The 22,740-nt window shown below is 66.9% G+C and carries 20 protein-coding genes and 1 tRNA gene; 9 read left to right on the top strand and 12 right to left on the bottom strand.

Features of this window, described 5'->3' with window-relative positions:
* Nucleotides 1-4: 4 nt before the first annotated feature.
* Entirely contained in the window at nt 5-2,182 is a 2,178-nt protein-coding gene (locus AAHM44_RS12670; protein WP_342250203.1) for a penicillin acylase family protein, read from the top strand.
* 93 nt (nt 2,183-2,275) lie between these two features.
* Here the strand turns inward: AAHM44_RS12670 and dinB are convergent, their stop codons facing one another.
* Complete coding sequence (gene dinB, locus AAHM44_RS12665) at nt 2,276-3,343, bottom strand: DNA polymerase IV (protein WP_342250202.1); 1,068 nt, start codon at nt 3,341-3,343, stop codon at nt 2,276-2,278.
* Nucleotide 3,344: 1 nt separating this feature from the next.
* Nucleotides 3,345-3,944: a TetR/AcrR family transcriptional regulator gene (locus AAHM44_RS12660; protein ID WP_269573946.1), complete on the bottom strand. Its 600-nt coding sequence runs from the start codon at nt 3,942-3,944 to the stop codon at nt 3,345-3,347.
* A 171-nt stretch (nt 3,945-4,115) separates the two neighbouring features.
* On the opposite strand from AAHM44_RS12660, the gene AAHM44_RS12655 reads away from it, so the two are divergent.
* The 5 genes from AAHM44_RS12655 to AAHM44_RS12635 all read left to right on the top strand — a co-directional run bounded on the left by AAHM44_RS12655 (nt 4,116) and on the right by AAHM44_RS12635 (nt 14,522).
* The gene (locus AAHM44_RS12655; RefSeq protein ID WP_342250201.1) at nt 4,116-5,300 is read left to right on the top strand and encodes an efflux RND transporter periplasmic adaptor subunit; all 1,185 of its coding nucleotides are present in this window, start codon (nt 4,116-4,118) and stop codon (nt 5,298-5,300) included.
* A gap of 11 nt (nt 5,301-5,311) precedes the next feature.
* On the top strand, nt 5,312-8,566 hold the full coding sequence (locus tag AAHM44_RS12650; RefSeq protein WP_342250200.1) for an efflux RND transporter permease subunit: 3,255 nt from the start codon (nt 5,312-5,314) through the stop codon (nt 8,564-8,566).
* Nucleotides 8,563-9,978 (top strand): efflux transporter outer membrane subunit, encoded by a 1,416-nt coding sequence (locus AAHM44_RS12645; protein WP_342250199.1) that lies wholly within the window; start codon nt 8,563-8,565, stop codon nt 9,976-9,978. Before AAHM44_RS12650 ends, AAHM44_RS12645 begins: the two co-directional genes overlap by 4 nt.
* A gap of 321 nt (nt 9,979-10,299) precedes the next feature.
* Nucleotides 10,300-13,398, top strand: coding sequence for a TonB-dependent receptor (locus tag AAHM44_RS12640; protein WP_269573950.1), 3,099 nt, complete (start codon nt 10,300-10,302; stop codon nt 13,396-13,398).
* 65 nt (nt 13,399-13,463) lie between these two features.
* Nucleotides 13,464-14,522: an alginate lyase family protein gene (locus AAHM44_RS12635; protein ID WP_342250198.1), complete on the top strand. Its 1,059-nt coding sequence runs from the start codon at nt 13,464-13,466 to the stop codon at nt 14,520-14,522.
* Here the strand turns inward: AAHM44_RS12635 and AAHM44_RS12630 are convergent.
* Nucleotides 14,519-15,304, bottom strand: a complete 786-nt coding sequence (locus AAHM44_RS12630; protein WP_342250197.1) for a hypothetical protein — start codon at nt 15,302-15,304, stop codon at nt 14,519-14,521. The genes AAHM44_RS12635 and AAHM44_RS12630 overlap by 4 nt on opposite strands.
* 189 nt (nt 15,305-15,493) lie before the next feature.
* Between AAHM44_RS12630 and AAHM44_RS12625 the strand changes: the two genes are divergently transcribed.
* Both AAHM44_RS12625 and AAHM44_RS12620 read left to right on the top strand, forming a co-directional pair.
* On the top strand, nt 15,494-15,895 hold the full coding sequence (locus tag AAHM44_RS12625) for a hypothetical protein (protein ID WP_342250196.1): 402 nt from the start codon (nt 15,494-15,496) through the stop codon (nt 15,893-15,895).
* A gap of 44 nt (nt 15,896-15,939) precedes the next feature.
* Nucleotides 15,940-16,128 carry a hypothetical protein gene (locus tag AAHM44_RS12620; RefSeq protein WP_269573954.1) on the top strand — a complete coding sequence of 63 codons (189 nt, stop codon included), beginning with the start codon at nt 15,940-15,942 and terminating at the stop codon, nt 16,126-16,128.
* Nucleotides 16,129-16,239: 111 nt separating this feature from the next.
* On the opposite strand, the gene AAHM44_RS12615 is transcribed toward AAHM44_RS12620, so the two are convergent.
* The 3 genes from AAHM44_RS12615 to AAHM44_RS12605 are packed head-to-tail and all read right to left on the bottom strand — an operon-like array spanning nt 16,240 to nt 18,556.
* The gene (locus tag AAHM44_RS12615) at nt 16,240-16,953 is read right to left on the bottom strand and encodes a gamma-glutamyl-gamma-aminobutyrate hydrolase family protein (protein ID WP_342250195.1); all 714 of its coding nucleotides are present in this window, start codon (nt 16,951-16,953) and stop codon (nt 16,240-16,242) included.
* Nucleotides 16,950-17,906 carry a serine O-acetyltransferase EpsC gene (gene epsC / locus AAHM44_RS12610; RefSeq protein ID WP_269573956.1) on the bottom strand — a complete coding sequence of 319 codons (957 nt, stop codon included), beginning with the start codon at nt 17,904-17,906 and terminating at the stop codon, nt 16,950-16,952. The genes AAHM44_RS12615 and epsC overlap by 4 nt, the downstream gene beginning before the upstream one ends.
* Nucleotides 17,907-17,914: 8 nt before the next feature.
* Nucleotides 17,915-18,556, bottom strand: coding sequence for a peroxiredoxin (locus AAHM44_RS12605; protein ID WP_342250194.1), 642 nt, complete (start codon nt 18,554-18,556; stop codon nt 17,915-17,917).
* 191 nt (nt 18,557-18,747) lie between these two features.
* Between AAHM44_RS12605 and AAHM44_RS12600 the strand changes: the two genes are divergently transcribed.
* Nucleotides 18,748-18,927 (top strand): hypothetical protein, encoded by a 180-nt coding sequence (locus AAHM44_RS12600; protein WP_446745986.1) that lies wholly within the window; start codon nt 18,748-18,750, stop codon nt 18,925-18,927.
* Between the two features lie 14 nt (nt 18,928-18,941).
* Here the strand turns inward: AAHM44_RS12600 and AAHM44_RS12595 are convergent, their stop codons facing one another.
* The 6 genes from AAHM44_RS12595 to infA form a co-directional block, all read right to left on the bottom strand.
* Entirely contained in the window at nt 18,942-20,039 is a 1,098-nt protein-coding gene (locus tag AAHM44_RS12595) for a LacI family DNA-binding transcriptional regulator (protein ID WP_342250193.1), read from the bottom strand.
* Nucleotides 20,040-20,112: 73 nt separating this feature from the next.
* Nucleotides 20,113-20,188, bottom strand: a tRNA-Phe gene (locus AAHM44_RS12590).
* Nucleotides 20,189-20,218: 30 nt separating this feature from the next.
* Nucleotides 20,219-20,404 carry a DNA gyrase inhibitor YacG gene (locus AAHM44_RS12585; RefSeq protein WP_269573959.1) on the bottom strand — a complete coding sequence of 62 codons (186 nt, stop codon included), beginning with the start codon at nt 20,402-20,404 and terminating at the stop codon, nt 20,219-20,221.
* Nucleotide 20,405: 1 nt separating this feature from the next.
* The gene (locus tag AAHM44_RS12580; protein ID WP_342250192.1) at nt 20,406-21,350 is read right to left on the bottom strand and encodes a ribonuclease; all 945 of its coding nucleotides are present in this window, start codon (nt 21,348-21,350) and stop codon (nt 20,406-20,408) included.
* Nucleotides 21,343-21,912 carry a Maf family protein gene (locus AAHM44_RS12575; RefSeq protein ID WP_269573961.1) on the bottom strand — a complete coding sequence of 190 codons (570 nt, stop codon included), beginning with the start codon at nt 21,910-21,912 and terminating at the stop codon, nt 21,343-21,345. The genes AAHM44_RS12580 and AAHM44_RS12575 overlap by 8 nt, the downstream gene beginning before the upstream one ends.
* A 64-nt stretch (nt 21,913-21,976) precedes the next feature.
* Complete coding sequence (gene infA, locus AAHM44_RS12570) at nt 21,977-22,195, bottom strand: translation initiation factor IF-1 (RefSeq protein WP_003049127.1); 219 nt, start codon at nt 22,193-22,195, stop codon at nt 21,977-21,979.
* Nucleotides 22,196-22,740 lie beyond the last annotated feature (545 nt).

Here is a 22,740-nt window from a genome sequence, read left to right as displayed (position 1 = left end):
GGGCATGACTCGCCTGCTCCTCGCCGCCGCGCTGCTCGCCTCCACCGCCGCCCATGCCCAGACCGATGCCGCTCGCTGGAGGGCGACCGCGTCGCGGGTGACGATCACCCGTGACGACTGGGGCGTCGCGCATATCCACGGCAGGAGCGACGCCGATGCGGTGTTCGGGATGATCTATGCCCAGGCCGAGGACGACTTCAACCGGATCGAGACCAACTATCTGGTCAGCCTGGGGCGTCTGGCGGAAGCGGAGGGCGAGGGCGCGATCTGGCAGGATCTGCGCCAACGGCTGTTCGTCGACCCCGAGGTGCTGAAGGCGGACTATGCGAAGAGCCCGGAATGGCTGCGCACGCTGATGCAGGCCTGGGCGGACGGGATGAACTATTATCTCGCCACCCACCCTGAGGTGAAGCCGCGGGTGCTCACCCGGTTCGAGCCGTGGATGGCGCTGAGCTTCTCCGAAGGCAGCATCGGCGGCGATATCGAGCGGGTGCCACTCAGCCAGATCGAGGCGTTCTACGGCAGGCAGAAGCTGGCGATGACCGATGCCGAGAAGGGTCTGCTCTACAAGGAGCCCAAGGGCTCGAACGGCTTCGCGATCGCGCCGAGCCACACGAAGAACGGCCATGCGCTGCTGCTGATCAACCCGCACACCAGCTTCTTCTTCCGATCGGAGCAGCAGGTGACGAGCGGCGAGGGGCTCAATGCCTATGGCGCGGCAACCTGGGGGCAGTTCTTCATCTACCAGGGTTTCAACCCGCACGCCGGCTGGATGCACACCTCGAGCGGCGTCGACAATGTCGACGAGTTCGCGGAGACGGTTGATCGGGGTGGTTGGGAGAAGGAGCTCTTCTATCTCTATGGTGGCGAGAAGCGGCGGATAACGCTCAAGCCGATCATCATCGCCTATCGGACGGCGGACGGGGAGCGGGGGCGGCGCAGCTTCACCACCTATTCGACGCATCACGGCCCGATCGTCCGCGAAACGGCGGACGGCAAGTGGATTGCCGTCTCATTGATGAACAAGCCGGTCGAGGCGCTGCAGCAGAGCTTCCTGCGCACCAAGGCCGGCGACTATGCGAGCTTCCTGAAGATTGCCGGGCTCAAGGCCAACAGCTCGAACAACACCTTGTTCGCCGATTCGAAGGGCGAGATCGCGTTCCTGATGCCGCAGTTCATGCCGGTGCGCGACAATCGCTTCGATTATCGCAAGCCGGTCGATGGCAGCGATCCGGCGACCGACTGGCGGGGGCTGCACAGCCTTGCCAGCCTGCCGCAGGTGGTGAACCCGCGAAACGGCTGGGCCTTCAACACGAACAACTGGCCCTGGACCGCGGCCGGTGCCGACAGTCCGAAGGCGACGGACTATCCGCGCTATTTCGACCAGGCGGGCGAGAATCCGCGCGGCGCACATGCGCTGCGGGTGCTGAACGCGCGCAGGGATTTCACGCCGGAGACGCTGCGCCAAGCGGCTTATGACAGCTTCCTGCCCGCCTTCGACCGGCTGCTGCCGGGACTGATATCGGCCTGGGAGAAGCTGCTCGAGGGGGATGCCCGCAAGGCCAGGCTTGCCGAGCCGGTGGCGCTGTTGAAGGGCTGGGACCGCCGCTGGAATGCTGACTCGACCGCGACGTCGCTCGCGGTGTTCTGGGGGGAGGCGCTATGGGTTCCCTCGGCGACGCCGGCCAAGGAGGCAGGCCTGTCGGTATGGGACTGGATGGCCGAGCGCGCGACCGACGCGCAGCGGATCGACGCGCTGGCCTCGGCGGTCGATCGCCTCACCCAGGATTTCGGCAGCTGGCAGGTGCCCTGGGGCGAGATCAACCGCTTCCAGCGCAACGACGGCGCGATCGCCCAGCAGTTCGACGATGCGAAGCCGAGCATCCAGGTGCCCTTCACCTCGGCGCAATGGGGCTCGCTCGCCTCGTTCGGCGCCAAGCGCTGGCCGGGGACGAAGCGCTATTACGGCACGCTCGGCAACAGCTTCGTCGCGGCGGTGGAGTTCGGGCCGAAGGTGCGCGCCTGGGCGGTGACCGCCGGCGGCGAGAGCGGGCACCCTGAGTCTAAGCACTTCAAGGACCAGGCCGAACGCTATGCGGCGGGCGCCCTGCGGCCGGTGTATTTCTACCCCGAGGATCTGAAGGGGCATGTCGAGCGGGTGTATCGGCCGGGAGCCCGATAACCGTCATCCCCGCGAAGGCGGGGATCCAGGGTAATAAGGCGACTCCGTTCTTGGCTCTGGATCCCCGCCTTCGTGGGGATGACTAAGACAAAGTCAGAACGGCAGCTCGTCACCAAGCCGCTCCTCGAAGTTCGACACCGTCACCCCCACCAGCCTTATCCCCTTGGGCGTGGGCAGCACCGATCGGATCAGCGACAGGCTCATGTCGCGCAGCACCTCGCGGCGGTCGACCAGGCCGGCGGTCAGGCTGCGGCTGCGGGTGATGATCTGGAAATCGGCATATTTCACCTTCACCGTGACGGTGCGGCCGAACTCCTGCGCCTTTTCGCACCAGGCCCAGACGTCCTCCGCCATTTCCAGCACGCCGGCCTCGATCTCTTCATTGCCCGTCAGGTCGGTGTTGAAGGTGGTCTCCGAGCCTGAGGACTTGCGGATGCGCTCGGCATCGACCGGGCGATCGTCCTCGCCGCGGGCGATCGCGTGATACCATTCGGCCGAGCTGCCGAAATGGGCGCGCAGGAACTCGATCGACTTGGCGCGCAGGTCCGCGCCGGTCTCGATGCCGAGTCCCTGCATCTTCTTCGCGGTCACCGGCCCCACGCCGTGGAAACGCTTGACCGGGAGCGTCTCCACCCAGGCGGCGCCCATGTCCGGCGTCACCGCGAATTGGCCGTTGGGCTTGCGCTGGTCCGAGGCGAGCTTGGCGAGGAACTTGTTGTACGAGATGCCCGCCGAGGCAGTGAGCCCGGTTTCCTCCAGGATGCGCGCGCGGATTTCCTTGGCCGTCGCCCAGGCGGTCTCGATCCCGCGCAGATTGGCGGTCACGTCGAGATAGGCCTCGTCGAGCGAGAGCGGCTGGATGATCGGGGTATAGTCGGCGAAGATCGCGTGGATCTGCTTCGAGACCGCGCGATAGACGTCGAAACGCGGCTTGACGAACACCAGCTCGGGGCAGCGCCGCAATGCGGTGACCGAGGGCAGGGCGCTGCGCACCCCGAACTTGCGTGCCTCGTAGCTCGCCGCCGCGACCACGCCGCGTGCCGCTGCGTACCCGACCGCGACCGGCTTGCCCCGAAGCGCCGGATCGTCGCGCTGCTCCACCGATGCGTAAAAGGCATCCATATCGACATGGATGATCTTGCGGACCGGCGCTGCGGTCATGTCAGTCGTCCATGGGCTCCAGCGCGGCGGCGAAGATGCGGGTGAGGCGCTTTTCGAAGCGTGCATCCTCTTCGGGGCTGCATTCAAGCGTGTCGATGGAGAGCATGTTGTGCATGATGCCCATGCCCATCAGCACCGCAAGCGCCATCGCCGCGCGCATCTCGGTATCCTGGCCGACCAGTTCCTGGGAAACCGGGTCGAGGATATCAGCCTGTACCGCGTCGTGGATGATCTGCCCCGCCTTGGGCGAGCCGATCGAGTGGAGCAGGATCAGAATGCGCTCGATATGGATATCGCGCTCGCCCGGCGGCGTGTCGCCCTTCTCGAGAAAGAGATCGGCGAAATGCTGGGCGAGCGTCTCCCGCGTCGCCCCGTCCATGATGTCCTTCTCGTCATCATCGCGCAGCGTCTCGCGGAACAGCGCTTCCTTGCTGCCGAAATAGCGGCTGACCAATGCGGGATCGACGCCGGCATCGCCCGCGATCTCGCGCAGGCCGACATTCTCGTAATTCTCGCGTGCGAAATGCTTCCGGGCCGAGGCGAGAATTGCCTGGCGCGTCGCAACGGCATTGCGATGCCGGGACGGAACCGGTGGGATCATGGACAGTTTCCCTAACATGGCGGTGAGCATAGTCAACCGCTGTGGACATATGTCATCACTCGTTGACAAGTTCCCTGAACCCGCTTAGCGGGACCAAATCGGAAGTCGTTCGTTTCGAGCAACGACACCGCGGAGGATGTCCGGCCAGAGGCACGGATTTAGGGATCGAAAATGCACTCGAAGAACCGTCAGCTGCTCATCCCGGCTCTTGCAGCCGCGCTTGTCCTTTCCGGCTGCGGTGGAGGCGGTGCGCAGCCGCCCCAGCAGGGTGCGCCGCCCGTGACCGTTGCCGCCCCGCTGGTGCGCGACGTCGTCGACTGGGACGAGTTCGTCGGCCGCTTCGAGGCGATCCAGAGCGTCGAAGTGCGTCCGCGCGCCACGGGCTATCTGCAGGGCATCTGGTTCAAGGATGGCCAGTATGTCCGCAAGGGCCAGCTGCTCTTCACCATCGATCCGCGTCCGGCCCAGGCCGCCGTCGCCCAGGCCGCGGCGCAGGTCGCCCAGGCAAAGGCGACGCTCGCCAACGCGCAGACCGAATATGCCCGCTCGGAAGCGCTGGTCGCGCAGCGCGCCGCCAGCCAGGAAGAGCTGGAGCAGCGCCGCGCCGCGTTGCGCTCGGGTAGCGCGCAGGTCGCCGCAGCCGAGGCCAATCTCCGCGCCCGCCAGCTCGATCTCGGCTTCACCCGGGTCGTTGCGCCGATCAGCGGCCGCATCTCGGAGCGCAAGGTCGACGTCGGCAACACGGTCGCGACCGACCAGACTGTGCTGACCACGATCGTTTCGGTCGATCCGGTGCATTTCGTGTTCCAGGGCTCGGAAGCGCTGCTGCTCAAGTACCAGCGCGACGGGTCGGGCACCCAGAACGGCACCCCGATCAAGGTCAAGCTCTCGGACGAGAGCGACTATACCCATAACGGCACGATCGACTTCGTCGACAACGCGCTCGATGCCGGTGCCGGCACGATCCGCGCCCGTGCGGTCATCGCCAATCCCGGCGGCTTCCTGAAGGCCGGCATGTTCGGCTCGGCCCGCCTCGAGGCATCCAAGCCCTATCCGGCGATGCTGGTGCCAGACACGGCGATCATGGCCGATGCGGCCCGCCAGATCGTATTCGTTGTCGACAAGACCAACACGGTGACGGCGCGTCCGGTGCAGACCGGCCCGCTCCAGGGCAGCCTGCGCGTGATCCGCTCGGGCCTGAACAAGGACGACCGGGTCGTGATCGACGGTGCCCAGCGCGCCCGTCCGGGCGTGAAGGTCACGCCGCAGCCGGGCCAGGTCAAGGAAGCGGCGCCGGCCGCCAAGGGCCCCAACGACGCGCCTGACTACGCCGCCCAGCCCGCGAACAAGCGCTGAGGAACGGGTCGATGAGTGACAACCAGGCCACAACGGCCGCCCAGTCCGCGCCGCCGGTCGAGCATCGCGGCTTCTCGAGCTTCTTCATCGAGCGGCCGATCTTCGCGGCCGTGATCTCGGTGTTCATCACCCTGATCGGCGCCTTCTGCTATCCGCTGCTGCCGCTGTCGCAGTATCCGGAGATCGCCCCGCCGACGATCTCGGTCCAGGCCGCCTATGCCGGCGCCTCGCCGGAGATCATCGCCGAGACGGTCGCCGCGCCGCTGGAGCAGGAGATCAACGGCGTCGAGGGCATGCTCTACATGAGCTCGTCCTCCACCCAGGGCGCGGGCCAGATCACCGTCACCTTCAAGCCCGGCACCGATCTCGATGCCGCGCAGGTGCTGGTGCAGAACCGCGTCAACCTCGCGCTGCCGCGCCTGCCCGAGCAGGTCCGCCAGATCGGCGTGACGGTGAACAAGCAGGAATCGGGCTTCCTGATGATCGTGGCGCTGACGTCGCCCGACAACAGCCTCGATGTCGATTACATGGGCAACTACGCCAACACGGTGATCCGTGACCGGCTGCTGCGCCTCGAAGGCGTCGGCTCGGTGCAGATCTTCGGCGGCGGCAACTACTCGATGCGTGTCTGGATCGATCCGGACAAGGCGGCCGCGCGCAACCTGACCTCCACGGAGATCATCGCCGCGTTGCAGGCGCAGAACGTCCAGACCGCGGGCGGTGCGCTCGGCTCGTCGCCCTCGGGCAAGGACAAGCCCTCGTTCGAAGTGCCGGTCGATGTGCAGGGCCGTCTCGCCAGCGTCGAGCAGTTCTCGAACATCGTCATCAAGTCCGATCCCTCGGGCGCCGCGCTCACCAAGCTGGGCGACGTCGCGCGGGTCGAGCTGGGCAGCCAGGATTATTCGATCCAGGGCTCGTTCGGCGGCAAGCGCGGCATCGCGCTCGCCATCGTCCAGCAGCCGGGCGCCAACTCGCTCAACGCAGCCGAGCTCGTGCTGAAGGAAATGGACGTCCTCAAGAAGGACTTCCCGGCCGGCCTGCAGTACAGCATCCCCTACAACCCGACCGAATATGTCTCGGCCTCGGTGGAAGCCGTGCAGCACACGCTGTTCGAAGCGGTCGTCCTAGTCGTCGTCGTGGTGCTGATTTTCCTCCAGACCTGGCGCGCTGCGGTGATCCCGATCGTCGCCATCCCGATCGCGCTGGTCGGCACCTTCGCGGTGCAGCTCGCGCTCGGCTTCTCGATCAACTCGCTTTCGTTGTTCGCGCTCGTGCTCGCCGTGGGCATCGTGGTCGACGACGCGATCGTCGTGGTCGAGGCGGTGGAAAAGCATATCCGCGAGGGCAAGAACCCGCGCGAGGCCGCGCACCTGACGATGCGCGAAGTGTCCGGCGCGCTGGTCGCGATCGGCCTGGTGCTCGTCTCGGTGTTCATCCCGACCGCGATGGTCGGCGGCATTCCCGGCATCTTCTACCGCCAGTTCGCGGTGACGATCGCCGCTGCCTCGGCGATCTCGCTGCTCGTCTCGCTCACCCTGTCGCCGGCCCTCGCAGCCCTGCTGCTCAAACCGCACGAGCATATGGATGCGAACAAGGGTCCGCGCTGGATGCGCCCGATCAAGATCGGCGCCGAGAAGTTCAATCAGGGCTTTGACTGGCTGTCGGATCGCTATGGGCATGTGACCAGCCGCCTGATCCGCATGGGCCTGATCATGATGATCATCTATGCGGGCCTGCTCGCGCTGACCGGCTGGCGCCTGACCGCCACGCCGACCGGCTTCATCCCCGAGCAGGATCAGGGCTTCCTGATCGGCGTCGTCCAGCTGCCGCCGGGCTCGTCGCTCGACCGCACCAGCGAAGTCGTCGCCAAGGCCTATGACATCGCCGCCAAGACCGATGGCGTGATCGACGGCGCGGCGTTCGCAGGCCTTGACGGCGCGAGCTTCAGCCAGGCGTCGAACGCGGGCGTGATCTTCATCAAGCTCAAGGACTGGTCCGAGCGCGGCAAGAAGCAGAGCGCGGAAGCGCTGGCCGGCCAGCTCACCGGCGCGATCGCCGGGCAGATCAGCGGCGCCAACATCTTCATGATCGCACCGCCCGCGGTGCAGGGCCTCGGCAACGGTTCGGGCTTCGTGATGATGATCGAGGACAAGTCGGCCAATGGCGGCTGGCGCGGGCTCGAGGGCGCGACCGGCGCGATGATGGGCGCCGCGATGCAGGAGCATAAGGTCAGCCAGGTCTTCTCGCTGTTCAACACCGCGACGCCGAAGATCCGTGCCGATGTCGACCGCGACAAGGCGCAACTGCTCGGCGTGCAGCCCAGCCAGGTGTTCGACGCGATCGGCACCTATATCGGTTCGACCTATGTCAACGACTTCAACCTGCTCGGCCGCACCTTCCGCGTGACCGCGCAGGCGGAGCCGAACGCCCGCGACCAGATGGACGATATCGGCCGTCTCCAGGTCCGGTCGTCGAGCGGGCAGATGGTGCCGGTCTCGGCAGTGGCGAACCTGGTGCGCGATTCCGGATCGTCGCGCGTGGTGCGCTACAACCTGCTCCCCGCAGTCGAACTGCAGGGCCAGGCGGCGCCGGGCGTCTCCTCGGGCGATGCGCTCGCGGCGATGGAAGCGATGGCGACCAAGGTGTTGCCGCAGGGCTATGGCTATGAATGGACCGGCCTTGCCTATCAGCAGAAGGCGGCGGGCAGTTCCTCGGCGCTGATCTTCGTCCTCGCCGTGGTGTTCGTGTTCCTCGTGCTGGCAGCCCAGTATGAAGCGCTCACGCTGCCGCTTGCGGTGATCCTGATCGTGCCGATGTGTATCCTCGCGGCATTGCTCGGCGTGAACCTGCGTGGGATGGACAACAACATCCTCACCCAGGTCGGTCTCGTCGTGCTCATCGCGCTGGCCGCGAAGAACGCGATCCTGATCGTCGAGTTCGCCAAGCAGGGCGAGGAAGAGGGCATGAACCGGTTCGATGCGGCGATCCATGCGGCCCGTTCGCGTCTTCGCCCGATCCTGATGACTTCGTTCGCCTTCATCTTCGGCGTGATCCCGCTGGCGATCGCCAGCGGCCCGGGCCAGGAAATGCGCCAGTCGCTCGGCACCGCGGTGGTGTTCGGCATGGTCGGCGTGACCATCTTCGGCCTGGTCTTCACGCCGATCTTCTATGTGCTGATGCGCAAATGGGGCGGTGGCCGGGTGAGCGAGCAAGCCCCGCCGGAGCCGACCCAGACGCCTGCACCCGCGACGGGAGAAGCCCAATGAAGCGGACCCTCATCCTGACCGCCGCCGGCCTGTCCCTGGCCGGTTGCGCGGTCGGCCCCAACTATGTCTCGCCCGCGCCCAAGGCGCCGGCACAGGGCGAGCTCAGCCAGGCGAACGCGCCGGGCTTCGTGCCCGACGAGCCGCCGGCCGACTGGTGGAAGCTCTACGACACGCCGGTGATCGACCGGCTGGTCGGCGAGGCGCTGGCGGCGAACACCGATCTGCGCGTCGCCGCGGCGAACCTGCGCCAGGCCCGCGCCGTGCTGCGCGAGACCCGGTCCCAGATCCTGCCCAGCACCACGGTCAACTCGCAGGCGACGCATGCCCGTACCCCGGGCGCGGCGATGGGTATCCCCAACGCCTCGTTCGAGGGCGAGACCTACACCGTGGGCCTCGACGCGAGCTATCAGGTCGATCTGTTCGGCAAGATCGCCCGCGGGATCGAAGCGGGGCGGGCGGATGTCGCTGCCAGCCAGGCCGCCTATGACCTCGCCCGCGTCACCGTCGTCGCCGAGACGATCCGCGCCTATTCGGATGCCTGCGCCGCAGGCCAGCAGCTCAAGGTCGCCTCGCAGACGCTCAAGCTGCAGGAAGACACGTTCGACCTGACCCGCCGGCTCGAGGCCGGTGGCCGCGGCACCGGGCTGGAGACAGCCCAGGGCGGCGCGCTGCTCGAGCAGACCCGCGCAACCGTCCCGGTGTTCGAAGCGCAGCGCAAGGCGGCGCTGTTCCGCCTCGCCACGCTCACCGGCAAGCCGCCGGCAGAGGCTCCGGCCGACGTCGCAGGCTGCGAGACGGTTCCCGTCGTGAAGCAGGCAATCCCGGTCGGCAACGGCGCGACCCTGCTCGCCCGCCGTGCCGATGTCCGCGCCGCCGAACGCCGCCTGGCCTCGGCCACCGCGCAGATCGGCGTCGCCACCGCGGATCTCTATCCGAACATCTCGATCGGCGGCTCGATCGGCTCGACCGCGCTCGATCCGAAGGACCTGTTCAAGAGTTCGTCGTTCCGGTTCAGCGTCGGCCCGCTGCTCTCGTTCAGCTTCCCGAACATGACCGTGGCTCGTGCCCGCATCGCCCAGGCCAAGGCCGGGGCGGACGCTGCGCTCGCCACGTTCGACGGCACCTGGCTCACGGCATTGCGCGATACCGAGACGGCGCTCGCTGCCTATGTCGCGCAGGGCCAGCGGGTCGAGGCGCTGCGCCGCGGCCGTGACCAGAGCGGCGAAGCGGCGCGCATCGCGCGCCTGCGCTACCGTGCCGGTGCCGAGCCGTTTCAGACCGTGCTGGATGCCGAGCGTTCGCTCGCTTCGAACGAACTGAGCCTCGCACAGGCCGAATCGGACTTCTCCGATGCGACCGTGACCCTGTTCCTCGCGCTTGGCGGGGGGTGGCAGCAGTCTCCCCAGGGCTGAACCTACCAACCCCCGCCCCCGCGCCCCGCGTGCCTCATGGCGCGCGGGGACGCGGCTGTTTCAACGGCATGCGTGCCGCGAACACTCCCTACTACCCGAAAGTGTAGCTGGACACAGCCTGCTTGGCCGTGACCAAAATGCCCGCGCGCGAAGGCCCGCCGCGGCCCGTTTTCGTGCCCGTAGCGCATCCTGCCCGACCAATAATGCAATGTGGCCTGACCATTCTATTGACACTTGTCGCCGTATCGGCCTTATTGGCCTGACACCGGTGGCCAGCCTGTCTGGCAAAACAAGCCGGGAAACAGATGGGGAGGGAGAGTCATGCGAAGGACTGCTCTATTTGCCGGCTCGGCGCTCTGCGCCGTCCTGATGGCTACGCCTGCGCTCGCGCAGAACACTGACAGCAGCAACCAGAACACAGCGCCGCAGGCCGAGGAGCCGACGCCGACCGACCAGATCGTGGTCACCGGTTTCCGTCGCGCCTATGCCGATGCGCTCAACATCAAGCGCGAATCCGATCAGATCACCGATTCGATCTCGTCCGATGGCCTTGGCCGCTTCCCGGACCTGAACGTCGGCGAAGCGGTGCAGCGCATCCCGGGTGTGCAGATCAACCGCGAGGCGGATTCGCGCAACGCGACGATCTCGCTGCGCGGCCTGCCGGGCTCGTTCGCGCGCACCACGCTGAACGGCGGCGGCTTCGCCGATCCGATCCTGGGCAGCGCAACCAACACCTCGTCCACGCCGCTCGGCGCGTTCAATTCGGACATCTTCACCGCGATCACCGTGATCAAGTCGCCCTCAGCGGCGAACCTGGCCGGCGGCCTCTCGGGCAATGTGGATCTGCGCATCGCCCCGGCGCTCGGCCGCAAGCAGGGCGGCTGGGCCAAGGCGTCTTACGAGTATAACGATCTCGGCGACCTCGGCAGCCCGGCGCTCTCCGCCGGCTACAATGCGCACATCACCGACAATTTCGCGGTGTTCGGCGTCGTCGCCTACAAGGACGAGAAGTTCCGCCGCGACTCCATCTCGGTCAACACCTGGGCTAATCGCCTCGGTGCGATCCAGGTCGGCAACCAGCAGGCGGCGGCCACCAACCCGACCTACCAGGCGCTGATCGCCCAATATCCGGGCGGTGTCTATTATCCGAGCCAGGTCCGCCAGTTCGTCCGCATGAACCAGGGACATCTGCTCACCGGCGCCGCGGGCTATGAGTGGCAGGCGACCGACAAGATCAAGTTCGGCGCGACGGGCTTCTATACCGAGCGCAATCTCGACAAGGGCCTGAACCACCTCCTCTACATCGACACTTCGGCGGGCAACAACACCAACACCGCGCTCGCGGCGACTTCAGCCGTGGCGCATTTCACCAGCCTCGGCACGCCCTATGTCGTCCAGACCTCGAGCGGTCCGCGCGCCTATATCAACCAGTTCTCGGCCGAGAATCTGCAGACCTACGACTCGATCCGTTCCGAGCCGGCCAAGCAGAAGACCTGGGCGATCAACCCGACGATCGAATTCAAGGACGATCAGTGGCGGGTGACCGCGCAGGGTACGATCTCGCGCGCCCAGGTGCTTGCCAACCAGATCGAGCTCGACATCATTCAGAACCCGTACCGCAATCTCGGTACCGCCGGGCTGAACGGCATCACCGCTTCGATCTTCACCGGCGGCGCCAGCCTGCAGGATGCCAAGTTCATCCTGAACACGCCCAATGCCTCGCACATCCCGACCGGCGGCTATCCGCTGCCCTCGGCGGCGAACCAGGCCACCCAGGCCGGTGCGCAGATGCCGGGCGCGACGGCGGGCACCCAGGGCGATCGCTTCGGCGTCACCGGCACCAACGGTCAGTCGTGGAATGCGCTCGACGCGATCCAGCTCGATTTCGAGCGCAGCTTCGAAGGCAGCTTCCTGTCGAGTGTGCAGGCGGGCCTGCGCTACGAGCGCAACGAATATACCTCGATCGGCTCGCGCAACACCTCGCTCGGCGCCAACACCGGGAACGTTACCCCGGCGATGTCGGTGGTGAACCCCTATGTGTCCGATTTCTTCGGTGGCACCGCGGGAGGCTATACCCAGAACTGGCGCGACCTGAACATCAACCAGGTGCTCGGCGCGGTCACCCCGGTGAACACCGGCCCGCGCACCACCGCCAATCCCAACGGCCTGCCCGGCCAGTTCGTCTATGGCAGCGGCGGCGTGTTCCTCACCCCCTATGGGCTGGTGAACAACTATTGGGACGCCAATTACTGGAACAACAACTTCACCAACTCGAAGAAGGTGATGTCGGCCTATCTCATGGGCAAGTTCGATACCGACATCTTCGGCATCCATGTCCGCGGCAATGCCGGCGTCCGCTACGAGACCACGGACCAGCGGATCGACGCGCTCGATTGCCGCAACTGCGCCAGCGCGCTCTCGACGCTGGCCGGGCCGGTCAACCACAGCATGTCGAACCGGACCTACAAGGATCATTACGACTATTGGCTGCCCTCGGCGATGTTCGCGGCGGACCTCGCCAAGAACCTCGTCCTGCGCGGCGCCTACTACAAGACCTATGTCCGCCCGCAGCCGCGCGACACCGTGCCGATCTCCTTCGTCCAGGTGCCCGAAGTGCTCACTCCGGCGGTCGATCCGGTCTACACGGTCACGATCGGCGCGACGAGCATCAAGCCCTACACCTCCAACTCGTTCGACCTGTCGCTCGAATGGTATAACCGGCCCGGCGGCGCCTTCGCGGTCGCGGTCTACCAGAAGAACGTCAACGGCTATATTGGCCCGATCACCGACCAGAACGTGCTCTGCCCGTCGGACGGCCGCATCAACGGCGTCGACTACGGGCTGGGCAACCTCAGCATCGTCGGTCCGAACTGTGTGAGCTCGAACCAGTTCATTGGCGCCGGCGGCACGCTGGTCAACGCGATCGTCCGGGCGAGCGGTCTGACCAACCAGAACCCGATGCGGGTGCGCGGCGTCGAGGTCTCGATCCAGCAGAACCTCGATTTCCTGCCGGGCTTCCTCAAGTATCTCGGCGGCGCGGCGAACTACACCTATACCCAGATCGACGGGAAGGACACGGCGGGCAACCCGATCACGCTGCCCAGCGTCGCCAAGCACAACATCAACCTGATCGGCTATTACGAGACCAAGCTGTTCGGCCTGCGCATGGTCTTCAACCATCGCGGCAAGTACGATCTGGCCGCCGGCAACAGCTTCGTCGGCGATGCCCGCACTGTGAAGGCGCGCAGCCAGCTCGATGCCTCGGCCTCGCTCAACATAAGCAAGAACTTCTCGCTCTCGCTCGATGCGTTCAACCTCACCAACGCGACCCGCTCGGAATATGAGAACGACCCGATGCTGCCGCGCCGCATCGACTATGACGGCCGCACTTACACGCTGACGGTGCGCACCAACTTCTAGCCTCCCTGCATGCGGAGCGGCTATGCGTGCAGCCGCTCCGCCCCCTTTTCGGTGAGACCCGCCCGATGAAGTTGCTTCTCTCCAGCGCCGTCGCCCTGCTGGCGTTCGGCGCCGTTCCCGCATTCGCGCAGGACAATGCGATCCTCGGCCCGGGTTTTGCCAAGGGCATTCCGGCGAGCGATCCGGTGGCGCGCCAGATCCTCGCCCGCGCCAATGCCGCGCTGGACCGTGCGCCAGGCGCCATCCCCCAGCTCCACACCGAAGGGACGCTCCCCGGCAAGGGCATTCGCGAGATCAGCCTCAAGGCCAAGCAGGACCAGCCGATCGTGATCGCGCTGGCGCTTGCCTGGCGGCTGACCGGTGACAGGCGCTATCTCGACCAGACCGCACGCTATCTCGAGAATTGGGCGGATATCTACCAGATGTCGTTCAACCCGATCGACGAGACCGGATTCGACACGCTGATCCTCGCCACCGACCTGACCGAGGACGACCTGTCGCCCGTGCTCAAGGCAAAGCTCGATGCGTTCTGGCGCAAGATGGCCAAGGGCTATCTCGACGCGATGGACGGCACGGTGAAGAATTCCCACACCAACTGGCAGAGCCACCGTATCAAGCTGGCGACGATGGCGGCGTTCGAGGTCGGTGACGCACAGCTGATCGATCGTGCCCGCGCGGCCTTTCGCAAGCAGGTCACCGGCAATATCCGCCCCGACGGTTCGGTATTCGACTTCTACGAGCGCGATGCGCTCCATTATGTCACCTACAATCTCGATCCGATGCTGATGGCCGCGCTGTCGGCACAGGTGCACGACCAGGATTGGTACGCGTGGCAGAGTCCCACGGGATCGAGCCTCGCCGGCGCGCTCAAATGGCTCGAGCCCTATGCGCTCGGCGAGAAGAGCCATATCGAGTTCGCCAATTCGCAGATCGCCTTCGATCGCGAGCGCGCGGCAGCGGGGCAGAAGGAATATGCCCCGCACCCCTGGGACCCGGGCAACGCGGTGAACACCTATGCGCTCGCCGCAGCCATCACCGGCATTCCCTATCGCGATTTCGCCGCGAAGCTGGCCGAGCGCACCGGCAAGAAGCCGATCGACTGGGTGACGCTGATCGGGCGCTAGGGCGAAAGTTCGACGTGGACGGACTGGAACCTGCCCGCCCAGGAGACGCACTGGCCACCGGCCTTGGCGGCGTCGGCGCAGGTCTCGTTCATAACCTTCTGCACGAGCGCTTCGGAAAAGCGCATGCTCGCGTCGAAGGTTAGCGAGCGATCGTCGGCGGCGGGCGTCAGCTTCACGGTGACATTGTCGAGGCGCTTGTTGCGCAGTGCGACCGCAAGCGCCTGACTCTGCGCCGGGCTGTCGGTGTCGATCTTCAGCTTGAGTTCCACGGTCCGGGCTTCCGCCGGCGGGACCTTGGCGCCGAAAAGCGTGCGCTGAAGTTCCGCCTGCGAGGTGGCGCTCCTGGCGATGAACCGAGAGAAGTCCGGGATGCTGATCGAGCGCAGCATCGTCCAGTCCTGGGCGGTGGCTTCACCCAGCGTGGCTTTCGGAAACTGGAACTTCGCGGCGAGCGCGGCATGATCGCCGTTGAAATAGAAGCGGATCAGGTCCCGGCCCGAGGTGAACGCAACGGAATCCTTGGCCATGAACGCGGTGTTCGCCTTCAGATATTTGAACAGTGCATCCATGTCCTCCTTGGGACTGTTGCGGGGGTCCCCCGGATTGGCGCGGCGGATCGTCACGACGTTCAGCGGTTGCGGCGCGATAGGCGCGGACTTCCTGAAATCGTCGGTGATGTAGACGATGAGGTCGCCCGCTCCCGGTTCGGTGATCCAGGCAGGCCGCATGCTGAGCTCGGGCGTCGTCGATTGTGCGGATGCCGGAGCGAACTGCAGCGGCATCACGAGCGCGCAAGCGGCCACAATCGATCCAAGACGCACGACAGTCCTCCCCCGAACCGCGCAATGGCGCGACTATCCCATCGGTGTCGGCATCCAGGCATCTTGCGTCAAGCCCCGCGGAGATGCCGGGCTTGCGGTCCTTCATACCGGCAGGGATAAGACTCAGGCGAGCCTTTGGAGGATGAGAGGATGATTGGACTTGCCTTGATCGCTGCCGTCCTGCCTCCGACTTTGGCGGATATCCCTAGCGCTGATACGCGCAGCCCCTTCATATGCTGGGTCACCGATGTCGTTACCTCGGAGAACGGCGTCCGGATCTATTTCAACCGGAAAGGCGGCCCGGGTTTCGTCTCCACGCCGAATGGGGGCTTCAGGCCGGACGCGGCGCCGGCCGATCCGGCGCGGCCCGAGGAAGCTGGGGTAGAGGCTCGCCTGGGCGACAAGCTCTTCCCCCAGAACTCGCCGGAAGACGGTTGCTCCCTCGAAATAGTCCGGCGGAACGGGCGGATCGGCGTCCGGGCCATGGCGTATTTCCATCCCGTGGGCCTGCCGGCGCAGAAGAAAACCGAGTTCATTCCCGCACACGACTGAAGGGGTGCACGGAACCGGAAGCCCCGCTCGCTGGTATCTCCTGCATGGAACCGCAGCAGGAATCCCCGCCGCTCACGCCCCGCCGCAAGCGCGGCTTCGTGCTTGTCGTCGCGATCATCCTCGCGCTGGTCGTGCTGATCTTCGTCGGCATGAACCTCGGCCATTACAAGCAGGCCAAGGAAGGCGAGCCCGTCGGCAGCTCAGCGAACGTTGCCGGCCCGGACAATCGCTAGCGGGTCCGTAGCACCGGCATTGATTGCTTCCGTTCCCCGGCCTTCGCCGGGGAGCAGCTTGGGCAGGGGGGGGCCGTACGGTGTTGCAAATCCCATAACCGCCGCCAGCGTTCAGGCCGCCAGCGCTTCCCCAACCAGCCGGAAGAAGGCCTGGCTACCCTGCTGGCGCGCAACGTCCCATTCGGGATGCCACTGCACCGCCAGCACCTGCCCGCCATTGGGGCGCGCGGAGAAGCCCTCGACCAGCCCGTCCTCGGGCGACAGCGCTTCGATCGTCAACCCGCTCCCCAGCCGGTCGATCCCCTGGCGGTGCACCGAATTGACCGCGAGCCGGTCCGCGCCGGTGGCGCCGGCAAGCACGCCGTCCCGGGTCAGCGTCACGTCATGGCCGTGGGTGAACAGGCACTCGAAGCTGCGCTCCTCACCTTCGAGATGATGCCCGTCCAGGTCGCCACGCAGCGTGCCGCCGAACAGCACGTTGAGCTCCTGCAGCCCGCGGCAGATGCCGAACACCGGCCGCCCGGCGTCGATCATCGCGCCGCTCAGCGCCAGCGCCACTTCGTCGCGCTGCTCGTCGAGCGGGGTCTGGTCCCAGCCGCTGTCGCTGTAGCGATGCCCGGCGACGTTCGATCGCGAGCCGGTGAGCAGCAACCCGTCAAGCTTGCGGGCGAGCGAACGCGCGTCCACAGTGTCGGGCAGCGCAGGTACCAGCAGAACGGTCGCGTCGGAAAGCTGGGCGAGCGGCGCGATGAAGCGGCTCGCCACGGTCTGGATCGGCCGTTCCGAAAACTCGTTGCAGCAAAGGACTCCGATCAGGGGTTTCATGCGCCATGCTCCGCCAGCCGGGCGCCGATGCTGTCGGCTTCCGCCGAATCCAGTCGGATCGCGCCGGGCTGCACGACAAGGCTATGCGGCGGGACATCGTCGAGCAACCAGACATTGCCGCCGATCTTGCTGCCGCGCCCGATGGTGACCCGGCCCAGTATCGTCGCCCCGGCATAGACGATCACGTCATCCTCCAGGATCGGATGCCGGGCGAAGCGGCTGCGCGGCCCCGCCGGCGCCAGCCCCAGCGGACTGCGCCCGCCCAGCGTGACATGTTGGAACAGCCGCACGTTGCGCCCGATGATCGCGGTCTCGCCGATCACCACGCCGGTGCCATGGTCGATGAAGAAGCTCTGCCCGATCGTCGCGCCCGGATGGATGTCGATGCCGGTGCGGGCATTGGCCAGCTCGGAGATGATCCGCGCGACGATCGCTGCGCCCAGTTCGTGCAGTTCGTGCGCGATCCGGTGATAGCGGATCGCCAACGCCCCGGGATAGCTCACCAGGATCTCGTCGACGCTGCGCGCGGCGGGATCGCCGACGAACGCCGCCTCCACGTCCGCATCGATCGCCGCGCGGATGTCGGAGAGGGTCGCGGAGAACAGGCGGACTATCGCTTCCGGCTGGTCGGGATCGAAGGGCTGGTCGGCCTCGCGCTGCCAATAGTCGAGCTCGGCGGCGATTTCCTCGCGCAGCAGCGCAAAGGCCTGGGCGAGTTGCTCGGCGACGAAGTCGTCCTCGCGCGCCGGGCCGCCGCGAAAGCCACCGAGCCGGGCGGGGAATAGCGCGGCCGAGAGATGCTCGATCGCCTCGGCCAGTGCCGTGGGCGAGGGGAAGCGTGTGACGGCATGGCGCCCGGCCTGGCGTTCCCGCCAGGCCGAGCGTGCCGCATTGAGCGCGGAGACCGCCTGGGCGATCTCGCCCGTGAACGGCGACAGGGCAGGAGCCGTCACGGTCTCGTTCACGGCGCGGGCACCGGCTGCGCGACGGTGCGCAGATACGGGGTGTGCTCGGTCCAGCCCTGCGGGAACAGCGCGCGCGCTTCTTCCTCGCCCACCGCGGGAACGATGATCACATCCTCGCCCTGCTTCCAGTCGGCCGGGGTCGCCACCTTGTGGCTGTCGGTCAGCTGCAGGCTGTCGATCGTGCGCAATATCTCGTCGAAGTTGCGCCCGGTCGAGGCGGGGTAGGTAAGGGTGAGCCGCACGCGCTTCTGCGGGTCGATCACGAACACCGTGCGCACCGTGGTCGTGTCCGAGGCATTGGGATGGATCAGCCCGAGCAGCTCCGAGATGCGCCGGTCGACATCGGCGAGCAGCGGGAAGTTGAGCGCCGCGCCTTGCGTGCGGGCAATGTCGTTCGCCCAGTCGAGATGGCGGTCCACCGGATCCACCGACAGGCCGATCACCTTCACCCCGCGCTTGTCGAATTCGGGCTTCAGCCGCGCGACCGTGCCCAGCTCGGTGGTGCACACCGGGGTGAAATCCTTGGGGTGCGAGAACAGCACCACCCAGTCCCTGCCGACCCAGTCGTAGAAGTTGAGCGTGCCGAAGGTCGATTCCTGGGTGAAGTCGGGGACGGTATCAAAAAGCTTGAGCGACATGGGTTAGCCTCGCGCGGTGAGTCTTAGGCCGGTTACGAGGGGCTAGAATATCCCACTGAATTAGTAGGTGAATAAACAAATGCTTCATCAGGGGCATGCCGAAACTAGGCTGTGGATAGCGCGCCATCGCTACTGGACACCCGCCGCGCCGGCTGGCTACGGCCACGCGAATGCCCGTTATTGCTACCGTCATGAATTCGACCACCGGCCAGCCGATCCAGAAGATGAGCTTCGGCCGCATGCCCAAGCCCTGGGCCTCGTTCAACCTCGAGAGCGGCGAACTGGTCGCGATCGATCGCGTCGATGTGGGCAAGCCCGCGCCGGGCAAGGTGGTGGTGCCGGTATCGGTCTGGGTCACCCCCAAGAAGTAGCGTCGGGCTGCCGCTCAGTTCCTGGGCGGCGCCACCGAATCGCGCGGCACCAGATGGTGCGCGACCAGTTCCAGTCCTGGCGTCATCACGCCGTGCCCACGCAGCAGCGTCTCGACCAGGCGCTCGACCGCGCGTGCCGCCATCTGGCGGATCGGCTGGTGGATCGTGGTCAGTGGCGGCCAGATATAGCCGGTCACCGGTGCATCGTCGAAGCCGACCACGGTAAGGTCGGCCGGCAGCGCCAGCCCCATGCGCTGCGCGGCGAACATCGTGCCCACCGCCATGTCGTCATTGGCGCAGACGATCGCGGTCGGGCGCTGCGGCCCGGCCAGCATTTCTTCGGCCAGGTCGACGCCCGACTTGAAGCTGAAATCGCCGCGCAGGGCGGTTACCGCATCGGCGCTCAGTCCGGCCTCGGCCAGTGCGCGCATAAAGCCGTCATGGCGCCGCTCGGCCGCCGGATGGCCTTCGATGCCCAGCATATAGCCGAAGCGCCGGTGACCGGCCGCGATCACGTGCCGGGCGATTTCATAGCCGGCCGCCTCCTCGTCGAAGCCGATGCTCGGCAGCAGCGCGGAGACGTCGTTGCCTGGCGAGATGCACACGGCGGGGCAGCCCTGGGCGATCAGCCGGAGGGCGAGCGCGACATCGGCGGAAAGCGGCGGCGACAGGACCAGCCCGGCGGTACGTCCTGCGGCAAACAACTCGACGACGCGATCGTCGCGATCCTCGTCCTCGATATGCAGGCTGTAGGTCAGCAGCTCGAAGCCGGCGGCGGCGGCGGCGCGTAGGGCTCCCATCTCGATCGCGGCGAAGTAATGCGAGTTGGGCGGGGCGTCGCGCGAGTTGCAGTTGATCAGGGTGAGCGTCTTGCTCGTCCGGCTCGCCAGGTTGCGTGCCTGCGGGTTCACCCGATAGTCGAGCGCCTCGACCGCGCGCAGTACCTTCTCGCGCATGCGGGGGCTGACATGTGCCTGGTCGTTGAGGGCGCGGGAGACGGTGGCGCGGCCGACGCCGGCCAGGGCCGCCACATCATCGATCGTCGGGGCCCGGCGGGCGGGCTCGGATCCAGGGGCGCCGATCAGCGGCGAGGATTTTGGGAGCGACGACATTTTCGCGGCGATTCGTGGCACAGCCGCCGGCGGATCACCACCTGAAAACGCGTTCCGTACCATCTGGGAGACGTGGTGCCCGGGGACGGAGTCGAACCGCCGACACTGCGATTTTCAATCGCATGCTCTACCAACTGAGCTACCCGGGCACGCCCGGCGAGTGCCGGGGAGCGCGCCTCTTAGTCGGGCGAATCGGGGCTGTCCACCCCCGAATTTACATCCCGGGGCGCCGGCTCTGCAGGGATTCGATATCCCTCTCCCAGCCACTGCAATAAATCGCGGTCCTTGCAGCCCTTGCTGCAGAAAGGCGCGTGTTCGATTACCACCTGCTGCCCACAGACCGGGCAGCCCTTGTTCCGGCTCATTTCAATCCCCTGCCGAGGTGAACACCGTCACCCCGCCGATTCGCCGTGCCAGTTCCGCGGTCCAGCCAGGCTGCTGGGCGAGGCGGCGGGCGATGTTCCTGGTCACCATATGGGTAGTCGGCGGCGGCGGGGGAAGACGCTCGAGCACGCGAAGCTCCGCGCGTGTCGCCGCGCCCGCCAGATCGGCGCGCAGCAATTCGGGGAGCGAAGGCCGCACCCGCCGCCGCACGATCTGCAGGAAGCCGAACCCGTTCACCGCGGTCCGCTCGAACGGCTGGGGCAAGGCCGCGTCGATCGCTTCGGCCACCGCATTGCGCGCGTCCTTGCCGACCAGCGTGGGGAAATCGATACCGATGGACCCCGCGATCCCGAGCCGCTCGATCGCCCGCGCCACCGCATGCGCGGCCGCGACCGACAAGGTCTCGAGATTGCCCGAGCCATCGACGTCGAACAGCGCCATCGCCGGGGTAGGGGAGAGGCGCAGCGCGCCGCCCGCGAACCCGATCTCGCCGGTGATCGCCTCGTCGAGCACTTCGGACCAGCCCGCTTCCTCCAGCGCATCGGGCCCGTGCGCGCGCAGCACCCGCACCGGCAGGCCGCTCGCGGTGATCCGATCGAGCAGCGTCGGCCCGTCGGACAGGGGCTCGTCGCTCGGCACCGCCTTGGGCAGCTTGGCGCGGCCGGGCTCGGGAATCGCCTCGCGGGTGATCTTCACCCGCAGCCTGGCGCCCTGGGTCACGGTCCTGGGGATATGGTCGCACAGCGCCTCGCTGCCGCCGTCGAGCGCGATCAGCTTGGCGGCCTTGTCGACCAGCCGCGCCTCGAGCACCGCATCGACGCGCGGACCGGTGTCCTCAAGCTCGATCCGTGCCTTCCAGATGGCGCCGCGCGAGACCAGCGCGGCGCGGTTCTCGCCGATCCCGGCCTCGTAGAGCCACTCAGCCAAGTACGAGGCCTGCCGAGACGAGCAGCGCCCGCGTCTCGAACACGGGCAGGCCGACCACGCCCGAATGGCTGCCGGCGATATAGCGGACGAACGCCTCGGCCTTGCCCTGGATGGCATAGCCGCCCGCCTTGCCCATGCCTTCGCCGGACGCGACGTACCAGTCGATCTCGGCATCGGTCAGCCGCTTGAAGGTGACGATCGTGTCGGAGATGCGGGTGCGCGCCTTGCCGTCGAGCCCGATCAGGCAGATTGCGGACAGGCAATGGTGGCGGCGGCCGGACAGCAGCTTCAGCATGCGGCGCAGATCGGCCTCGTCCTCGGGCTTGGCGAGGATGCGCTTGCCGACCGCGATCGTGGTGTCGCCGGCGAGGACGATCTCATCGGCCGCGCGCTCCACCGCATGAGCCTTGTCGACCGCGACGCGCAGCACATAGGCGCGCGGGCTCTCGCCGGTGCGGACATCCTCGTCCACATCGGGGGCCGCGACCCGCGCGGGCTCGGCCCCGATCCGCTTGAGCAGATCGAGTCGGCGCGGCGATGTGGAGGCTAGTACGAGCCGCACGGGGCGGACCTTCAGGCTTCAGGTGCCCGGCCAGCGCCGGGACGATCCGGTGCTGTGCCCCGGATCACTTGAAGCGATAGGTGATACGGCCCTTGGTCAGGTCGTAGGGCGTCAGCTCGACGAGCACTTCGTCGCCCACCAGCACGCGGATGCGGTTCTTGCGCATCTTGCCGGCGGTGTGGCCGAGAATCTCATGGTCGTTCTCGAGGCGAACACGGAACATGGCGTTGGGCAAAAGCTCAACGACCTGGCCCCGCATTTCAAGCAGTTCTTCTTTGGCCAAAAATATGCCTCTCTAGTCAGCGCGCGCTTAAAGTGGCGGTGCCTTTACAGCGCAAGACGGGAAAAGGAAAGGCGGAGAACCCGATGAGGTTCCCCGCCTTGCACCGATATGGGGTGCGGGAGTGGGATTGTCAGCCGGTTAGGCGGGGATTTTGGGTGCGGGGCCAAACCATCTTTCGATCGGCGCTCTTCTTGCTCCCCTCCCTGCAAGGGAGGGGCCGGGGGTGGGTTGCGACCCCGGCGAAGGCCGGGGGAGCCCAGCTAACCGGTGGAGATAAAGAAAAGACCGGGCATCGAGCCCGGCCTTTTCTCACCCACCCCTAACCCCTCCCTTGCAGGGAGGGGAATTAGTTCCTGCTCCCCCGGGGGGGGGGGGGGGGGCGGGCGGGGGGGGGGGGGCGGGGGCGCGGAGCCGGGGGGGGGGGCCGGCGGGGGGGGGGCGCGCGGGGCGGGGGGGGGGGGCGGGGGCGCGGCCGCCCGCGTTGCGGACCGCGGGGCCGGCGGCCGCCGCGGGGGGGTCCGCCGCACTCACCACACCCTGGGCCG

Source organism: Sphingomonas sp. OTU376 (assembly GCF_038440415.1).
GTDB lineage: Bacteria > Pseudomonadota > Alphaproteobacteria > Sphingomonadales > Sphingomonadaceae > Sphingomonas > Sphingomonas kyeonggiensis_A.
The sequence above is the reverse complement of the archived record's forward strand: the minus strand, read 5'-3'. Positions and strand labels throughout refer to the sequence as shown.

Excerpts from the sequence above, each read along its gene's own strand:
- AAHM44_RS12670 (WP_342250203.1), top strand. The coding sequence starts at position 5 with ATGACTCGCCTGCTCCTCGCCGCCGCGCTGCTCGCCTCCACCGCCGCC.
- dinB (WP_342250202.1), bottom strand. The coding sequence starts at position 3,343 with ATGACCGCAGCGCCGGTCCGCAAGATCATCCATGTCGATATGGATGCC.
- AAHM44_RS12660 (WP_269573946.1), bottom strand. The coding sequence starts at position 3,944 with ATGATCCCACCGGTTCCGTCCCGGCATCGCAATGCCGTTGCGACGCGC.
- AAHM44_RS12655 (WP_342250201.1), top strand. The coding sequence starts at position 4,116 with ATGCACTCGAAGAACCGTCAGCTGCTCATCCCGGCTCTTGCAGCCGCG.
- AAHM44_RS12650 (WP_342250200.1), top strand. The coding sequence starts at position 5,312 with ATGAGTGACAACCAGGCCACAACGGCCGCCCAGTCCGCGCCGCCGGTC.
- AAHM44_RS12645 (WP_342250199.1), top strand. The coding sequence starts at position 8,563 with ATGAAGCGGACCCTCATCCTGACCGCCGCCGGCCTGTCCCTGGCCGGT.
- AAHM44_RS12640 (WP_269573950.1), top strand. The coding sequence starts at position 10,300 with ATGCGAAGGACTGCTCTATTTGCCGGCTCGGCGCTCTGCGCCGTCCTG.
- AAHM44_RS12635 (WP_342250198.1), top strand. The coding sequence starts at position 13,464 with ATGAAGTTGCTTCTCTCCAGCGCCGTCGCCCTGCTGGCGTTCGGCGCC.
- AAHM44_RS12630 (WP_342250197.1), bottom strand. The coding sequence starts at position 15,304 with ATGCCGCTGCAGTTCGCTCCGGCATCCGCACAATCGACGACGCCCGAG.
- AAHM44_RS12625 (WP_342250196.1), top strand. The coding sequence starts at position 15,494 with ATGATTGGACTTGCCTTGATCGCTGCCGTCCTGCCTCCGACTTTGGCG.
- AAHM44_RS12620 (WP_269573954.1), top strand. The coding sequence starts at position 15,940 with ATGGAACCGCAGCAGGAATCCCCGCCGCTCACGCCCCGCCGCAAGCGC.
- AAHM44_RS12615 (WP_342250195.1), bottom strand. The coding sequence starts at position 16,953 with ATGAAACCCCTGATCGGAGTCCTTTGCTGCAACGAGTTTTCGGAACGG.
- AAHM44_RS12605 (WP_342250194.1), bottom strand. The coding sequence starts at position 18,556 with ATGTCGCTCAAGCTTTTTGATACCGTCCCCGACTTCACCCAGGAATCG.
- AAHM44_RS12600 (WP_446745986.1), top strand. The coding sequence starts at position 18,748 with ATGAATTCGACCACCGGCCAGCCGATCCAGAAGATGAGCTTCGGCCGC.
- AAHM44_RS12595 (WP_342250193.1), bottom strand. The coding sequence starts at position 20,039 with ATGTCGTCGCTCCCAAAATCCTCGCCGCTGATCGGCGCCCCTGGATCC.
- AAHM44_RS12585 (WP_269573959.1), bottom strand. The coding sequence starts at position 20,404 with ATGAGCCGGAACAAGGGCTGCCCGGTCTGTGGGCAGCAGGTGGTAATC.